The following is a 15,252-nucleotide window of genomic DNA, read 5'->3' on the forward strand; positions in this document are numbered from 1 at the left end:
CTCCTTCAATTCCCCATCAGCGCCCGCACATGCTCGGTAGTGCCGCCGGCCAGGCCAGCGCCGCTGTAGCCGCCCTCGAGCACGGAAACGATGCGCCCCGCGCACGTGTCCGCGGCGATCGCCATCACTTCGCGCGTGATCCAGCCGAAGTCCTCGTCGTCCAGCGCCAGCTGTGCCAGCGGGTCGAGACGGTGCGCGTCGAAGCCCGCCGAGACGAGGATCAGCTCCGGTGCGAACGCGCGCAGGGCCGGCAGCAGCCGCATCGCCATGCTGTTGCGGAATGCCTGCGAACCGCAGCCGGGCGGCAGCGGCACGTTGACGATGTTGCCGCTGCCGCCCCGTTCGTGCGCCGCGCCCGTGCCCGGATACAGCGGCGACTGGTGGCTGGAGCCGAAGAACAGCCGCGGCTCGTCGTAGAACGCGGCCTGCGTGCCGTTGCCATGGCGGACATCGAAATCGATGACGGCCACCCGCGCCAGGCCGTGGGCATGCAGCGCATGCATGGCGGCGATGGCCACCTGATTGAAGATGCAGAAGCCCATCGCCCGATCCGGTTCGGCATGGTGACCGCACGGCCGCGTGGCGCAGAACACATTCAGGGCCTCCCCCGCCAGGACCGCGTCGACGCCGGCGCAGGCGGCGCCCACGCAGCGCATCACCGCGTCGAGCGAGCCGGGCGACATCGCCGTGTCGCCGCCATCGAGCAGCACCACGCCCTGCCGGGGCGCCATCGCCGTCACGGTATCGACATAGTCCGCGTCATGCACCAGCAGCACCTGCTCGCGGGTGCCGAGCGGCGCCTCGCGCCACGCCAGCGCCGTGAACTCCGGTTTCCATAACGCGCCCATCACCGCATGCAGGCGCTCGGGCGACTCCGGGTGGCCCGGGCCTGGAAGATGCTCCAGGCAGTCGGGATGGAACATGACCATCGTGCCTGGCTTGTCCATGATGTCTCCGTGTCAGATGACGCGCCCGGCCCGCAGCGCCGCGATCTCTTCGTCGCCGTAGCCCAGCTGGCCGAGCACTTCCTCGGTATGCTCGCCCAGCAGCGGCGAGCGCCGCACCACCGTGGGGCTGTCGGAGAGCTTGATGGGATTGCCGACCGTCAGGTAGGGGCCGCGCTCCGGATGATCGACCTCGACGATCGTGCCGGTGGCCCGCAGTGAAGGTTCCTCGGCCAGTTCCTTCATCGACAGGATCGGCCCGCAGGGAATGTCGTCGCGGTTGAGGATGTCCATGACCTCGAACTTCGTCAGCGTCTTCGTCCATTCCTCGACGGTGGCGAAGATCTGCATCAGGTGCGGCAGCCGGGCGCGCGGCGTGGCGTAGGCCGGATCGGTGATCCACCCCTCGCGCCCGATCACGCGGCAGATCGCCGGCCACACCGCGGCCTGGGCGATGAAGTAGATGTAGGCGTTCGGATCGCTCTCCCAGCCCTTGCACTTGAGGATCCAGCCAGGCTGGCCGCCGCCGGAGGCGTTGCCGGCGCGGGGCACCGAGTCGCCGAACTGGCCGGTGGCGAATTGCGGATACTCTTCCATCACGCCATTGCGCGCCAGGCGTTGCTGGTCGCGCAGCTTGACCCGGCACAGGTTCAGCACCGCATCCTGCATGGCGATCTGCACGCGCTGGCCGCGGCCGGTGGCGGTGCGCTGGAACAGCGCGGTGACAATGCCCAGCGCCAGGTGCAGGCCGCTGCCGCTGTCGCCGATCTGCGCGCCCGTGACGACGGGCGGCCCGTCGTCGAAGCCGGTCGTGGCGGCGGCCCCGCCGGCGCATTGCGCCACGTTCTCGTACACCTTGCAGTCCTCGTAGGGCCCCGGACCGAAGCCCTTCACGGAGGCGACGATCATGCGCGGGTTCAGCTGGCTGATGCGCTCCCACGAAAACCCCATGCGGTCCAGCGCGCCGGGCGCGAAATTCTCCACCAGCACATCGCAGTCGCGGATCAGCGTTTCCAATACCGCCTTGCCGGCCGGCTGCTTGGTATCGAGCGTCATCGAGCGCTTGTTATGGTTCAGCATCGTGAAGTACAGGCTGTCCACTTCGGGAATGTCGCGCAGCTGGGCGCGCGTGGCGTCGCCCTCGCCGGCCCGTTCGACCTTGATCACGTCGGCGCCGAACCAGGCGAGCAGCTGGGTGCAGGTGGGGCCCGATTGCACGTGGGTGAAATCGAGAATGCGAATGCCTTCCAAAGCCTTGCTCATGCCGGTCTCCTCGGTTGATGGGCTGATTTTTTTCTATTCTGCGCTGCCCGATGAGTCCGGGCAAACAGTTGTGCTGTGTCAGATGCAACCCATCATAACGGCCCCGCCCGCGCCCGATCATTGACCGCGGTTAAGTTTGACCAGATAGAGTCTGGCCAGCCAAAAACAGCGTGGCCAGGTCGGCCCGGCTGCCCGCCAGTGCGCCATCGTAGCCCGGCAGGTCGGCCAGCGCGGCGCGAAACCGGTCGTGGGTCATCGCCGCGGCAACCGCGGCAAGCAGGGGCTGGTCGAGTGCCGCCCTGTCGCAGGCGAGGAAATACCGTTCACGGCAGACGGGTATGAATTCGAGGCCGAAGCGGCGCGCCGCCGTCTCCACGCCAAAACTGATGTCCGCCATGCCGCTGGCCACGTAGGCCGCCACCGCCGCGTGCGTGAATTCGGCGCTGTCGTGGCCGACGATGGCCGCCGGGTCGATGCCCTGCTCCGCCAGCAGCAGCTCGAGCAGCACGCGGGTGCCCGAACCCTGCTGCCGGTTGACGAAGCGCAGGTCGCGCCGCGCCAGGTCGGCCAGCCCGGTCACGCCCTTTGGATTGCCGCGCGCCACGAACAGGCCCAGTTCGCGGTAGGCCAGGTGCAGGAAGGCATGGCGTTCCTCGTTCAGCCAGGGCCGGTAGCTCGCCGCGGCCGCCTCCTCGAACCGCCCCACCGGCAGGTGGAAGCCGGCCAGGTCGCATTCGCCCCGCGCCAGGGCCGCCACCGCCTCGGTGCTGCTGCGGTAGTTGATGTCCACGGTCACGCCCTCGTTGCGCAGCTGCGCCACCAGCGCCGCTACGGCAAAGCCGTGCGACGCCGTCAGCCGCACGCCTTGCGCATCGGCGGCCAGCACGCGCACCAGTTCCTGCTGCAGCTCGGACGCCAGGCTGTCGAGGAGCGGCGAGAGCCGCGCATTGATGCGGCGGTCCGCCCACATCAGCTTCTCGGCCAGCGGGGTCAGCACGGTACCCTGCCCGCGCACCTTGTGCACGAGTTCAGCGCCGAACTGTTCGCTGAACTGCTGCAGCAGGCCCCAGGCATGGCGGTACGACATGCGGCCCTGCACCGCCGCCTTGCTGATGCTGCCCGTTTCGCTGACGGCGGCCAGCAAGGACAGCAGCGCGGGCAGCGCGGTAGCGTTTCCCCTGGCATCGCGCAGGAACCAGTCGGGTTTAATTTCCACGCTGAGCATATGCAAAATCCTTCCTATTGAAGCCGCGTTTATAGGGTGATAGTCTGAATTTACACGATAAAACCTGTGTCGCATATGCAACCCGGAACATAAGCGGGTGCATTCACCAAGGAGACGCCATGCCCACCGCCACAGTTTCCCCCGCCGCAGTTTCCCCCGTCGTCGCCGCTGCCGCCCTCGCGGCTATCGACGGTATCCTGGCCGACCTGTTCGCCCGCCTCGGCGACCGCCAGGACCAGCTGCTGCCCGTGCTGCACGGCCTGCAGGAGGGTGCTGGCTACATTCCGCCGGAACGCGTGCCGGAGATCGCCCGGCATTTCAACCTGTCACTCGCGGAAGTGCATGGCGTGATCACCTTCTACCATTACTTCCGCAGCGAGCCGCCGCCCCGCTGCGTGATCCAGGTGTGCCGCGCGGAGGCGTGCCAGAGCATGGGGGCGGACCAGTTGCTGGAGCATGCGCAGGCTGCGCTGGGCTGTGGCCTGCATGGGCACACTGCTGACGGCGCGTTCGGCCTGGAGCCGGTGTATTGCCTGGGGCAGTGCGCCAGCGCGCCGGCGCTGACCATCAACGAGGCCGTGTTCGCACGCGTGAGCCCGGCGCGCTTCGATGCGCTCATCGCCGGCGTGCTGGCAGACGATGCACGAACCAGCGCAATGCAGGCAAGCAGCGTGGAGGTGACCGTATGACGACGATGCAAATTTACGTGCCCTGCGATTCCGCGGCGCTGGCGGTTGGCGCCGACGAGGTTGCCGCGGCCATCGCCGCCGAGGCGCTGCAACGCGGTCTCGACATTCGCGTGCTGCGCAACGGCACGCGTGGCCTGTTGTGGCTTGAAACGCTGGTGGAAGTGGAAACCCCGGCCGGCCGGTTCGGTTTCGGACCGGTGGAAGCGGCGGACGTGCCGGCGCTGTTCGACGCCGCCTGGTCGCCAGGCCATCCGCTCGCCCTCGGCCTCGTGGCGGAGATTCCCTACCTGGCGCGCCAGCAGCGGCTCACGTTCGCCCGCGTCGGCATTACCGAACCCCGCTCGCTGGCGGACTATATCGCCCACGATGGCTATCGCGGCCTGCGCAAGGCGCTCGACATGGCACCGGCGGCCATCGTGGCGGAAGTGACCGCATCGGGCCTGCGGGGCCGCGGCGGCGCCGCCTTCCCCACGGGGATCAAGTGGAACACCGTGCTCAAGGCGCCCGGCAGCGAAAAGTACATCGTCTGCAATGCGGATGAAGGCGATTCCGGCACGTTCGCCGACCGCATCATCATGGAAAGCGATCCCTTCGTGCTGGTCGAGGGCATGACGATCGCCGGCATCGCCGTCGGCGCCGCGCGTGGCTACATCTACGTGCGCAGCGAATACCCGCACGCGATCGCCCGGCTGGAAACCGCCATCGCGCTGGCGCGTCATCACGGCTACCTGGGCACGAACGTGCTGGGCTCCGGCCGCGCATTCGAGCTCGAGGTACGCAAGGGCGCCGGTGCGTATATCTGCGGCGAGGAGACGGCGCTGCTGGAAAGCGTGGAGGGCAAGCGCGGCATCGTGCGCGCCAAGCCGCCGCTGCCCGCGCTGGCGGGGCTGTTCGGCAAGCCCACCGTGATCAACAACGTGCTGTCGCTGGCCACCGTGCCCATCATCCTGGACAAGGGTGCCGCCTACTACCAGGACTACGGCATGGGCCGCTCGCGCGGCACCCTGCCCGTACAGCTGGCCGGGAACATCAGGCACGGGGGCCTGATCGAACTGGCCTTCGGCGTCACGCTGCGCGAGATCCTGTACGACTACGGCGGCGGCAGCGCGTCGGGCCGCCCCATCAAGGCCGTGCAGGTGGGCGGGCCGCTGGGCGCCTACCTGCCCGAGTCGCAATGGGACACGCCGCTCGACTACGAAGCCTTCGCGGGGCTGTGGGCGGTTCTGGGCCATGGCGGCATCGTGGTGCACGACGACCGCGCAGACATGGCGAAGCTGGCACGTTACGCGATGGAATTCTGCGCCATCGAGTCGTGCGGAAAATGCACGCCGTGCCGCATTGGCTCGACGCGAGGCGTGGAGGTGATCGACAAGATCCGCGAAGGCACGCAGCGCACGCAACATGTAGTGCTGCTGCGCGACCTGTGCGACACGATGCTCAATGGTTCGCTGTGCGCGATGGGCGGCATGACGCCCTACCCCGTGCTGTCGGCCCTGAACCACTTCCCGGAAGATTTCGGCCAGGCCGACACTTCGCAACACGCCGCCTGAGGAGAACACGATGATCGAAACCATCCTTGCCCGCGACCTGGGCACCCCGCCACCGGCCGTGATCACCGACTATGTCACGCTGCAGATCGACGGCGAACGCGTGACCGTGCCCGCAGGCACGTCGGTGATGCGCGCGGCCGCGCTGTCCGGCATCAATATCCCCAAGCTGTGCGCCACCGACAGCCTGGAACCGTTCGGCTCCTGCCGGCTGTGTCTTGTGGAGATCGACGGCCGCCGCGGCTATCCCGCCTCGTGCACCACGCCGGCCGAGGAAGGCATGGTCGTGCGCACCCAGTCCGCCAAGCTGCAGCAGCTGCGCAAGGGCGTGATGGAACTGTACATCTCCGACCACCCGCTCGACTGCCTCACCTGCCCGGCCAACGGCGCCTGCGAACTGCAGGACATGGCGGGCGTGACGGGCCTGCGCGAGGTGCGCTACGGCTACGAGGGCGACAACCACCTGAAGCTGAAGAAGGACGAGTCGAATCCCTACTTCACGTTCGACTCGTCGAAGTGCATCGTGTGCAACCGCTGCGTGCGCGCCTGCGAGGAAACCCAGGGCACGTTCGCGCTGACGATCTCGGGCCGCGGCTTCGAATCGCGCGTGTCGGCCGGCCAGAGCGAAGCGTTCATGGAGTCGGAGTGCGTGTCGTGCGGCGCCTGCGTGGAGGCCTGCCCGACGGCGACGCTGACGGAAAAGTCGGTGATCTGGCTGGGCCAGGCGGAACACAGCATCACGACCACTTGCGCCTATTGCGGCGTGGGTTGCTCGCTGAACGCGGAAATGAAGGGCAACGAGGTGGTGCGCATGGTGCCGGCGAAGGACGGCAAGGCCAACGAAGGCCATGCGTGCGTGAAGGGCCGCTTCGCATGGGGCTATGCCACGCACAAGGACCGCATCACGAAGCCGATGATCCGCGCGAAGATCACCGACCCGTGGCGCGAAGTGTCGTGGGACGAAGCGCTCGATTACGCGGCATCGGAATTCCGCCGCATCCAGGCGAAACACGGCCGCGATGCGATCGGCGGCATCGTGTCGTCGCGCTGCACGAACGAGGAAGGCTACCTGGTGCAGAAGCTGGTGCGTGCCGCGTTCGGCAACAACAACGTGGACACCTGCGCACGGGTTTGCCATTCGCCCACCGGCTATGGCCTGAAGCAGACGCTGGGCGAATCGGCCGGCACGCAGAGCTTCAAGTCGATCGAGCATACCGATGTGGTGCTCGTGATCGGCGCCAACCCCACGGACGGGCATCCGGTGTTCGGCTCGCGGATGAAGCGGCGGCTGCGCCAGGGCGCGCGCCTGATCGTCATCGACCCGCGCCGCATCGACCTGATCAAGTCGCCGCACGTGCGCGCCGATTACCACCTGCAACTGCGGCCGGGCACTAACGTGGCCGTGCTGTCCGCGCTGGCCCACGTGATCGTCACCGAGGGCTTGCTGGCCGACGCGTTCATCGAAGAACGTTGCGAGGACCGTGCCTTCCTGCAGTGGCGCGACTTCGTGGCCCAGCCGGCCAATTCGCCGGAAGAGACGGAAAGCGTGACGGGCGTGCCTCCTGCGGAACTGCGCGCGGCGGCACGGCTGTATGCCACCGGCGGCAACGCGGCGATCTACTATGGCCTGGGCGTGACGGAACATGCGCAGGGATCGACGGCCGTGATGGCCATCGCCAACCTGGCCATGGCCACGGGGAACGTGGGCCGCGAAGGCGTGGGCGTCAATCCGCTGCGCGGCCAGAACAATGTGCAGGGCTCGTGCGACATCGGCTCCTTCCCCCACGAATTGCCCGGCTATCGCCACGTTTCCGACAGCACCGTGCGGGGCCTGTTCGAACAGGCCTGGGGCGTGCCCCTGCAGGACGAGCCGGGCCTGCGTATTCCGAACATGTTCGATGCGGCCCTCGATGGCAGCTTCCTGGGCCTGTATTGCCAGGGCGAGGACATCGTGCAGTCCGATCCGAACACGCAGCACGTGACGGCGGCGCTGTCGGCCATGGAGTGCATCGTGGTCCAGGACATCTTCCTGAACGAGACGGCAAAATACGCGCACGTGCTGCTGCCCGGCTCCTCGTTCCTGGAAAAGGATGGCACGTTCACCAATGCCGAGCGGCGCATCTCGCGCGTGCGCAAGGTGATGCCGCCGCGCGCCGGCCTGGCGGACTGGGAAGCGACGATGGCGCTGTCGAACCGGCTGGGCTATCCGATGAATTACCGCCACCCTTCGGAGATCATGGACGAGATCGCGCGGCTGACGCCCACGTTCGCCGGCGTCAGTTATCGTCGGCTCGATGAGCTGGGCAGCATCCAGTGGCCGTGCAACGACGCGGCGCCGGAAGGCACGCCAACGATGCACGTGGAAGCGTTCGTGCGCGGCAAGGGCCGCTTCATCATCACGCAATACGTGGCCACCACCGAAAAGGTCACGCGCAAGTATCCGCTGATCCTGACCACCGGGCGCATCCTGTCGCAATACAACGTCGGCGCGCAGACGCGCCGCACCGAGAACGTGCAGTGGCATGCGGAAGACCGGCTGGAAATCCATCCGCACGATGCGCAGGAGCGCGGCATCCGGGACGACGACTGGGTGGGCATCCAGAGCCGCGCCGGCGAGACGGTGCTGCGCGCGCTGGTGACGGAGCGCATGCAGCCGGGCGTGGTCTACACCACGTTCCACTTCCCCGAATCGGGCGCCAACGTGATCACGACCGAGAACTCCGACTGGGCCACCAACTGCCCCGAATACAAGGTGACCGCCGTGCAGGTGATGCCGGTGCAGCAGCCTTCCGAATGGCAGCGCGAGTACCGGCGCTTCAATACGGCGCAGCTGGGGCTGGCCGATCCGGGGCTGGTCACGGACGGGGCGGACGATTCCCTGCTGGAGGTGCGCGGATGAACATCGACAACCTGGTCACGATGGCCAACCAGATCGGCAGTTTCTATGCTTCCTTCCCCGACCGCGAGGAAGCCCAGACGGGCATCGCCCAGCACATCCAGCGCTACTGGGCGCCGCGCATGCGCAGCCGGCTTTACCTGCACATGGATACGGCACGTGGCGAAGGCCTCGACGCCATCGTGCTGGGCGCCCTCGCGGCGCACCGCGCCGGGCATGATGCGCCGGCCGTGAATACGTCGGTGCCGGAAGACGCGGATACCGGCGGCGACGCGGGATGAACACGGCGATGCATGGGCCGGCAGGCGCGATGCGCTGGGAATTGTCGATCGTGTGCGCGACGGACCGGCCGGGCAGCTTCGCGGAGCCCGCCGGCAACGACGTGGATCGCGCGGCCCGCATCGTGAGCGAACTCGCCGCGGACGGGTACCAGCATGCCGGGGAAGTCTCGCTGTGGCAGGCGCTGTATCCGGGCGATGACGCGCTATTCGTCGGCGCCTATCCCGGCGGCGTGCTGGCCTGCCACGCGGACCTGGCGGGAGCGCTCATCCACGGCAACGCATGGTCGCGCGTCAACGGCAGCCTGCGCGGCGGTTTCCGGGAGACGCTGCTCGCCCTGTACCCGGGTGGCGAAGTGATGGCGATGGCGCTGCACTGCGCGGCGAACCTGTGGGGCTTCAGCACGTACCGGGAAAGCCGGCGCATCCGCACCGTCGCCGGGTCCGGCGAAGATGGCCTGTTCGCCGACCATGGCCCGCCGCTGGCCGAGGAAATCCCGGTGCTGGCACATGTCACGCCCGCCTTGCTGGACCGGCCGGCGGCTGGCGAAGCGCTGGTGCTTGCCGCTTCCGCCCGGATGTTCGGCGACAGCATCGACCGGCTGGCCGGAACCGGGCCCACGCTGAGTCATTACCGTCGGCGCCCGGCGGCCTGACGGAGCACGTCGCCCGACGGGCGCTCCCGGCAAGGCTGGCCGGATGGCAGGGTTTCCGGCGGATCCGACGACCGGGCGCCGATGACCCATGCGGGGCGGGCCGGCATGCTTGGCCGCGGCGGAAAATGGCTTCCATCATCCACCAGGGGAGCACACCATGAGCCTTGCCATCGCCGTCACCGCCCACGATCACGCACTCGGCCCTGCCGGCGCACCCGTCACGCTCGTCGAATACGGCGACTTCCAATGCCCTTACTGCGGCGCGGCGTACGAGGAACTGAAACAGGTCCGTGCCGATCTTGGCGATACGCTGCGCTTTGTTTTCCGCCACATGCCACTGACGGCGCTCCACCCGATGGCGGAACTGGCGGCCGAAGCGGCCGAAGCCGCCGCGGCACAGGGCAGGTTCTGGCCGATGCACGACGCGTTGTACGAGAACCAGCGCCAGCTCAGTCCCGCCCTGGTCAGCGCCCTGGCGACCCGCCTCGGCCTCGACATGGCGCGCTTCACGGCCGACCTGCGCAGCCGCCGCCATGCGGAGAAGGTGCGCCAGGATATCGCCGGCGCCGAACGCAGCGGCGTGCAGGGCACTCCGGCATTCTTCATCGACGGGCGGCTCTACAGCGGACCTTACGATGCGGAAACACTGACGGCGGAACTGCGGGCGATCGCGGCCGAGGGAGCGGCCTAGCGGCCTGAGCACGGCACGACAGATATCGAAAAAATATTTTCGGTCCGCTGCATCCAATCGGGTTTCCCGCGCGTAGTACACGCACAACATTGCCATCCCGGCAGCTGTTGAGCCTACAACTACCGAGGACCGATCATGAACCGACCCCAGCTTTCCACGCTTGCCCTTGCCACCTCGATCGCGCTGACCCTGGCCGCTTGCGGCGGTGGCGGCAGCAATCACGACACCGGAACGCCGATGCCCACGCCCACGCCGGGTGTGCCGGTGGTGCCGGGCGACGTCTTCGCCCTGACCGCCAGCAACAAACTGATCTCCTTCAATCGCGAAACGCCGGGCACGGTGCGCACCACGGCCACGATCTCCGGCCTGCAGAGCGGCGAAAACGTGCTGGGCATCGATTACCGTCCGGCGGACGGCAAGCTGTATGGCGTGGGCTCCACCGGCCGGCTGTACACGATCGACACGGAAAGCGGCGTGGCCACGCAGAAGTCGATGCTGATGGCGGATGCCGCCGACACCACGGCACCGTTCACCGCGCTGGCCGGCACCGATTTCGGCGTGGACTTCAACCCGGTCGCCGACCGCCTGCGCATCGTCTCCAGCACGGGCCAGAGCCTGCGCATCAACGTCGATACCGGCGCCACCACCACCGATGGCGCCATCAATGGCGGCGCGGCCACCACGCAGGTCACCGCATCGGCCTACACGAATTCCTTCGCGGGCACCGGCACCACCACGCTGTATGCCCTCGATACCGTCACGGACACGCTGTACATCCAGAACCCGCCGAACAATGGCACGCTGGCCACACCTGTGGCACTGGGCGTGGATGCCGGCAGCGCCAACGGTTTCGACATCGATGCGCGCACGAACATGGGCTACATGATCGCGACCGTGGGCGGCGCCCGCAACCTGTACAGCGTCAACCTGGCGGCCACGGCGAACCCGGCCACGCTGGTGGGCGCGGTGGGCGGGACCGAAGACATCCGCGGCATCGCGCTGCGCCCGGCCATGGCGCCGATGGTGCATGGCCTGACCGACGACAACCGCCTGGTCGCCTTCAAGGTCACGACCCCGAACACGATCGATGCCACCGTGACGGTCTCGGGCCTGAACGCCGGCGAGACACTGCTGGGCATCGATGTGCGGCCGAAGGATGGCATGCTGTACGGCATCACCTCCGCCGCCCGCATCGTGACGATCGATCCAGCCACCGGCGCCGCCACTGCGAAAGCCACGCTGATGGCCGACGCGGCCGATACGACGGCGCCCTACTCGGCGATCGCCGGCACGGCCTTCGCCGTCGACTTCAACCCGGTGGCTGACCGCCTGCGCGTGATCGGCAACATGGGCCAGAGCCTGCGCATCAATGTGGACACCGGCGCAACGACGACCGACGGTGCCATCAACCGCGCCAGCGGCGCGGCCATGGTCACCGCTGCCGCGTACAACAACAGCATTGCGGGCACGACGACGACGATCCTGTATGACCTGGACAGCACCACCGACGTGCTGGCGATGCAGACGCCGCCGAACGACGGCACGCTGGTGGACGTGGGCCGGCTGGGCGTGGACGTGGCGGGCGATGCCGGGTTCGATATCGCCGGCGGCGGGAACGGTCTGGTATTGGCGGCACTGCGCACGTCCGCCACGGGGCCGAGCACGCTGTACCGTGTCGACCTGATGTCGGGCGTCGCGACGCCGGTCAATGGCGCAGCCACGCCGGCCACCTCCGTGATCGGCAATGGCGTGCCAGGCTTGCGCGACATCGCCATCCTGATCAAGTAAGCGGGAGACCGGCCGCGCCTGCATTATCTTGACGGCGCGGCCGATGGTCAGATCTGGCCAGGCGTATGGATCGGACGATACGGCGATCCTGGACACCGGCCAAAGCTGACCTTACATGACCTTGACGGCGCGGCCGATGTAGAGGATCGGGCCCGTCGGGCGCCCGATCGGCGAACCCTGTTCCGGTTCCAGCGTGATCTCGAACAGCTGGTTCGGCTGCAACGGCGGCAGCTTGTCGAGCCGCACGTCGACCGCCCGGCCCGGCGTGACGAGGCCCAGCGAGACCGGGCCTTTCCAGCCATCGGCCTTGGTCCACAGCTGCAGCGCGCGCTGCGCCGGCACGGCTGTCTTCACCAGCGGTTCGAGGCGGATCGTCTGCGGCCCGGTGGCGCGGATCACCCATCCCGGCGCGGCATTCTGCGGCGTGGCCAGCACCACCATATAGTCCGGCGTCGCCGGCGCCTGCATCCGCACGCCCACCACCACCGCCATGATGGCGGCAGCCGCGAAGCCGCCCGCGGCCATGCCGCGCCACAGCGTGACCTTGTCCCACCAGCGGGCCTTGGCCGGCAAGTTCCGCGCGGGGGCCGGGGCCGCTGCGGGGGCAATACTGCGCTCGATACGCGCCCACAGCGCGGCGGAAGGCTCGACCGGCTCGGCAAGCGCCGTCAGCGGCATCAGCCTTTGTTCCCAGTATTCGACGGCGGCGCGCAGTGCCGGATCATCCGGCAGCGCCTGTTCGACTTCATGGCGCCGTGCGGCGGGGAGCGTGCCCAGCACGTATTCGCCGGCCAGCTCGTGGGGATCGCGGATCGGGCTCATACCATGCACTCCCGCAGCGCGCTCATGCCGCGCTTGATCCAGGCCTTGACGGTACCCAGCGGCGACTTGAGGCGTTCGGCGATCTCGCTGTGCGAGCAGCCGTCCACGTAGGCATACAGGATGCTGTTGCGCTTCGCGGCATCGAGCTGGGTAAGGCAATGTTCCAGGCGGCCGAGGTCCTGGCGCAGTTCAAAGGCGTCGGCGATCTGCACGGCAGCTCCGGTATCGATGGCGTCCAGCGCTTCCTCGTCATCGACGAGCACTTCGCGCGTGCCGGCGCGGATCGCATCGAGCGCCTGGTACCGCACGATGCTGTAGACCCAACCGCGGCCGGTGCCACGCCCGGCTTCGAACGTGCCGGCTTTCGTCCAGATGCTGACGAAGGCATCGTGCACCACGTCTTCCGCAGCCTGCCGTTCGCGCACGATGCGCAGCGCCACGCCCAGCAGCCGCGGCGCTTCATGGTCGTACAGGCTGCGCAGCGCCTGCCGGTCGCCGCGCGCACAGGCGTGCAGTGCGGCTTCGTAGTCGAATTGGTCGGGTGCGATGGGCACGGGAGTCCGTCGTCAAGTGGGGGCTGAACCATGGCCCGGGTGTGGACGATTATATATGGATGAGGCGGGCCAGTGCGCCTCACCGGTGCGGCTATCCATCCGATAGTAACTGTCGGATAATTTTACAAGACGCCATGAAGTTACAATCACACCAAAATTACATTGTTAAATTATTGAGTAAGATCAATCTGTTAGCACTTTCTCATTGCATTGGCACATGTTTTGCGTTGTGCAGGCCCGGGGTGTCCTGTTCAACAACAATGGAATAACTATGCACAAGTTCAAAAAAATAGTCGTGGCCGCTGCCATGACGATCGCGGCGGCCAGTGCCGCGGCGGCGCCGATCACCGTCGGTGGCGTAACGTGGGATCCGGACTATCCGCTGGACTTCGCTTCATCCTCGGTCCAGCTGCATCAGTTCGTGGCACCGGACGGCAGCGTGAGCGGCTTCGGAATCGTGTCGACGATGAACGGCTATTCGCAAGACCAGTTCTGTCCAGGGTGCGAACTGACTATCGTGTACGGCGGCTACAACCTGGTCGGTTCGGCTGGCAATACCAACCTGTTCACCGGCGGTTTTATCAACATCTACCGCAATGACGGCCCTTCGACGATCAATCCCAGCGATCCGCTGACGATGAACGCGGGCAATACCGGCATCGGTGAACTCTGGCTCAGTCTCACCGGCCATACCTACAATGGCACGACACTGCTCGGTACCCTCAATGCGCTGAATCCGCCCAATGGCAGCGGCCTGGGCCAGCTCGATGTCGCCGGCGGCGTGGCCGGGGCCTACTTCGACACGAACCAGCAAGTCGACGGAGCGGACGTGGCATTCTCGTCGAGTTTCACGCAACCGTATCCGGGCACCACCGGCATCGAGCATATCGTCGGCACTGGCAACCTGTTCGGCCAGACCGCGGTGCCGGTGCCTGAACCGGGCTCGCTGGCCCTGGTCGGCCTGGGCCTGGCGGGACTGGCAACACTGCGCCGCCGCAAGGGGTAATACCTGGAAAGCCGCCGGCCGGCGCGGGTGCGCGCCAAGCCGGCGTGACCTTCAATTGACCTTCAATTGACCTTCAATTGAACTTCAGGCGAACTTCGTGAAGTCCGGCTTGCGCTTTTCAAAGAAGGCCGTGAAGGCTTCCTTTGCTTCCGCACCCTGCAGCATCTCGAAGAACAACTTGCTCTCCTCGGCGATGATCGCTTCCAGCTGCGCCTTGCGCGACGCGGTCATCAGCCGCTTCGTCGTGCGGATCGATGCGGCGGGCAGCGCCACCAGCTTGGCCGCTTGCGCGCGGGCGTGATCCAGCACGTCGGCGGCAGGCAGCACCTTCGACACGATGCCCATGTCATAGGCTTCCTGCGCGGTGAACGGTTCGCCCAGCATCAGCTTCTCGGCGGCGCGCGCGTGGCCACCGGCCATCGGCATCAGCAGCGACGAGCCGAATTCCGGGCACAGGCCCAGCTGCGTGAACGGCACGGAGAATTTCGCGCTGTCGGCGGCGTACACGAGGTCGCAGTGCATCAGCAAGGTGGTGCCGATGCCGATCGCCAGGCCGCTCACGGCCGCGACGACCGGCTTGGCCGAACCGGACAGCGCGCGCATGAACTGGAACACGGGGCGGTCGCCGAACGCCACGCCATCGTTGGCGCGCGTGGTCTTCATGAAGTCTTCCAGGTCGTTCCCGGCCGTGAACACTTCCGGCTGGCCGGCCAGGAGGATGGCGCGCACTTCGGTATCGTCCTGGGCCGCGTTGATCGTATCGGCCAGCGTTTGATACATGCTCGACGTGATCGCGTTCTTGCGCTCGATGCGGTTGAATGCCAGCGTGAGGATGCCGTCTGCCTTGGTGACTTCGATTGCCATTGTCTCTTTCCTTTGTTGTGATATGGGCG

At 67.2% G+C, this 15,252-nt stretch carries 14 protein-coding genes; 8 read left to right on the forward strand and 6 right to left on the reverse strand.

What is annotated here, in order from left to right:
- Window positions 1–5: 5 nt before the first annotated feature.
- From EWM63_RS10215 to EWM63_RS10225, 3 genes are all read right to left on the reverse strand, one after another.
- Window positions 6–947, reverse strand: a complete 942-nt coding sequence (locus tag EWM63_RS10215; protein WP_130186417.1) for a histone deacetylase family protein — start codon at window positions 945–947, stop codon at window positions 6–8.
- A 12-nt stretch (window positions 948–959) separates the two neighbouring features.
- A complete protein-coding gene (frc, locus tag EWM63_RS10220) occupies window positions 960–2,207 on the reverse strand; it encodes a formyl-CoA transferase (RefSeq protein ID WP_130186418.1) in 1,248 nt (415 codons plus the stop codon).
- Window positions 2,208–2,337: 130 nt separating this feature from the next.
- Window positions 2,338–3,432: a substrate-binding domain-containing protein gene (locus EWM63_RS10225; RefSeq protein ID WP_130186419.1), complete on the reverse strand. Its 1,095-nt coding sequence runs from the start codon at window positions 3,430–3,432 to the stop codon at window positions 2,338–2,340.
- A 119-nt stretch (window positions 3,433–3,551) separates the two neighbouring features.
- Here EWM63_RS10225 and EWM63_RS10230 point away from each other — a divergent pair, with 119 nt between their 5' ends.
- From EWM63_RS10230 to EWM63_RS10260, 7 genes are all read left to right on the forward strand, one after another.
- Window positions 3,552–4,121, forward strand: a complete 570-nt coding sequence (locus EWM63_RS10230) for an NAD(P)H-dependent oxidoreductase subunit E (RefSeq protein WP_130186420.1) — start codon at window positions 3,552–3,554, stop codon at window positions 4,119–4,121.
- A complete protein-coding gene (locus tag EWM63_RS10235; protein ID WP_130186421.1) occupies window positions 4,118–5,671 on the forward strand; it encodes a formate dehydrogenase beta subunit in 1,554 nt (517 codons plus the stop codon). The genes EWM63_RS10230 and EWM63_RS10235 overlap by 4 nt, the downstream gene beginning before the upstream one ends.
- Before the next feature lie 10 nt (window positions 5,672–5,681).
- Entirely contained in the window at window positions 5,682–8,567 is a 2,886-nt protein-coding gene (gene fdhF, locus EWM63_RS10240; protein ID WP_130186422.1) for a formate dehydrogenase subunit alpha, read from the forward strand.
- The gene (locus EWM63_RS10245; RefSeq protein WP_130186423.1) at window positions 8,564–8,845 is read left to right on the forward strand and encodes a formate dehydrogenase subunit delta; all 282 of its coding nucleotides are present in this window, start codon (window positions 8,564–8,566) and stop codon (window positions 8,843–8,845) included. The genes fdhF and EWM63_RS10245 overlap by 4 nt, the downstream gene beginning before the upstream one ends.
- Window positions 8,842–9,498 (forward strand): DUF6928 family protein, encoded by a 657-nt coding sequence (locus EWM63_RS10250; RefSeq protein WP_130186424.1) that lies wholly within the window; start codon window positions 8,842–8,844, stop codon window positions 9,496–9,498. The genes EWM63_RS10245 and EWM63_RS10250 overlap by 4 nt, the downstream gene beginning before the upstream one ends.
- Window positions 9,499–9,655: 157 nt before the next feature.
- Window positions 9,656–10,189, forward strand: a complete 534-nt coding sequence (locus EWM63_RS10255; protein ID WP_130186425.1) for a DsbA family protein — start codon at window positions 9,656–9,658, stop codon at window positions 10,187–10,189.
- A 135-nt stretch (window positions 10,190–10,324) separates the two neighbouring features.
- Window positions 10,325–11,977 carry a DUF4394 domain-containing protein gene (locus EWM63_RS10260; RefSeq protein ID WP_130186426.1) on the forward strand — a complete coding sequence of 551 codons (1,653 nt, stop codon included), beginning with the start codon at window positions 10,325–10,327 and terminating at the stop codon, window positions 11,975–11,977.
- 111 nt (window positions 11,978–12,088) lie between these two features.
- On the opposite strand, the gene EWM63_RS10265 is transcribed toward EWM63_RS10260, so the two are convergent.
- Both EWM63_RS10265 and EWM63_RS10270 read right to left on the reverse strand, forming a co-directional pair.
- The gene (locus EWM63_RS10265; RefSeq protein ID WP_130186427.1) at window positions 12,089–12,799 is read right to left on the reverse strand and encodes an anti-sigma factor; all 711 of its coding nucleotides are present in this window, start codon (window positions 12,797–12,799) and stop codon (window positions 12,089–12,091) included.
- Complete coding sequence (locus tag EWM63_RS10270) at window positions 12,796–13,353, reverse strand: sigma-70 family RNA polymerase sigma factor (RefSeq protein ID WP_130186428.1); 558 nt, start codon at window positions 13,351–13,353, stop codon at window positions 12,796–12,798. The genes EWM63_RS10265 and EWM63_RS10270 overlap by 4 nt, the downstream gene beginning before the upstream one ends.
- 271 nt (window positions 13,354–13,624) lie before the next feature.
- Between EWM63_RS10270 and EWM63_RS10275 the strand changes: the two genes are divergently transcribed.
- Window positions 13,625–14,359 carry a PEP-CTERM sorting domain-containing protein gene (locus EWM63_RS10275; RefSeq protein WP_165390790.1) on the forward strand — a complete coding sequence of 245 codons (735 nt, stop codon included), beginning with the start codon at window positions 13,625–13,627 and terminating at the stop codon, window positions 14,357–14,359.
- An 84-nt stretch (window positions 14,360–14,443) separates the two neighbouring features.
- Here the strand turns inward: EWM63_RS10275 and EWM63_RS10280 are convergent, their stop codons facing one another.
- Window positions 14,444–15,223: an enoyl-CoA hydratase gene (locus EWM63_RS10280; RefSeq protein ID WP_130186430.1), complete on the reverse strand. Its 780-nt coding sequence runs from the start codon at window positions 15,221–15,223 to the stop codon at window positions 14,444–14,446.
- Window positions 15,224–15,252 lie beyond the last annotated feature (29 nt).

This window comes from Pseudoduganella lutea (genome assembly GCF_004209755.1).
GTDB lineage: Bacteria > Pseudomonadota > Gammaproteobacteria > Burkholderiales > Burkholderiaceae_D > Rugamonas > Rugamonas lutea.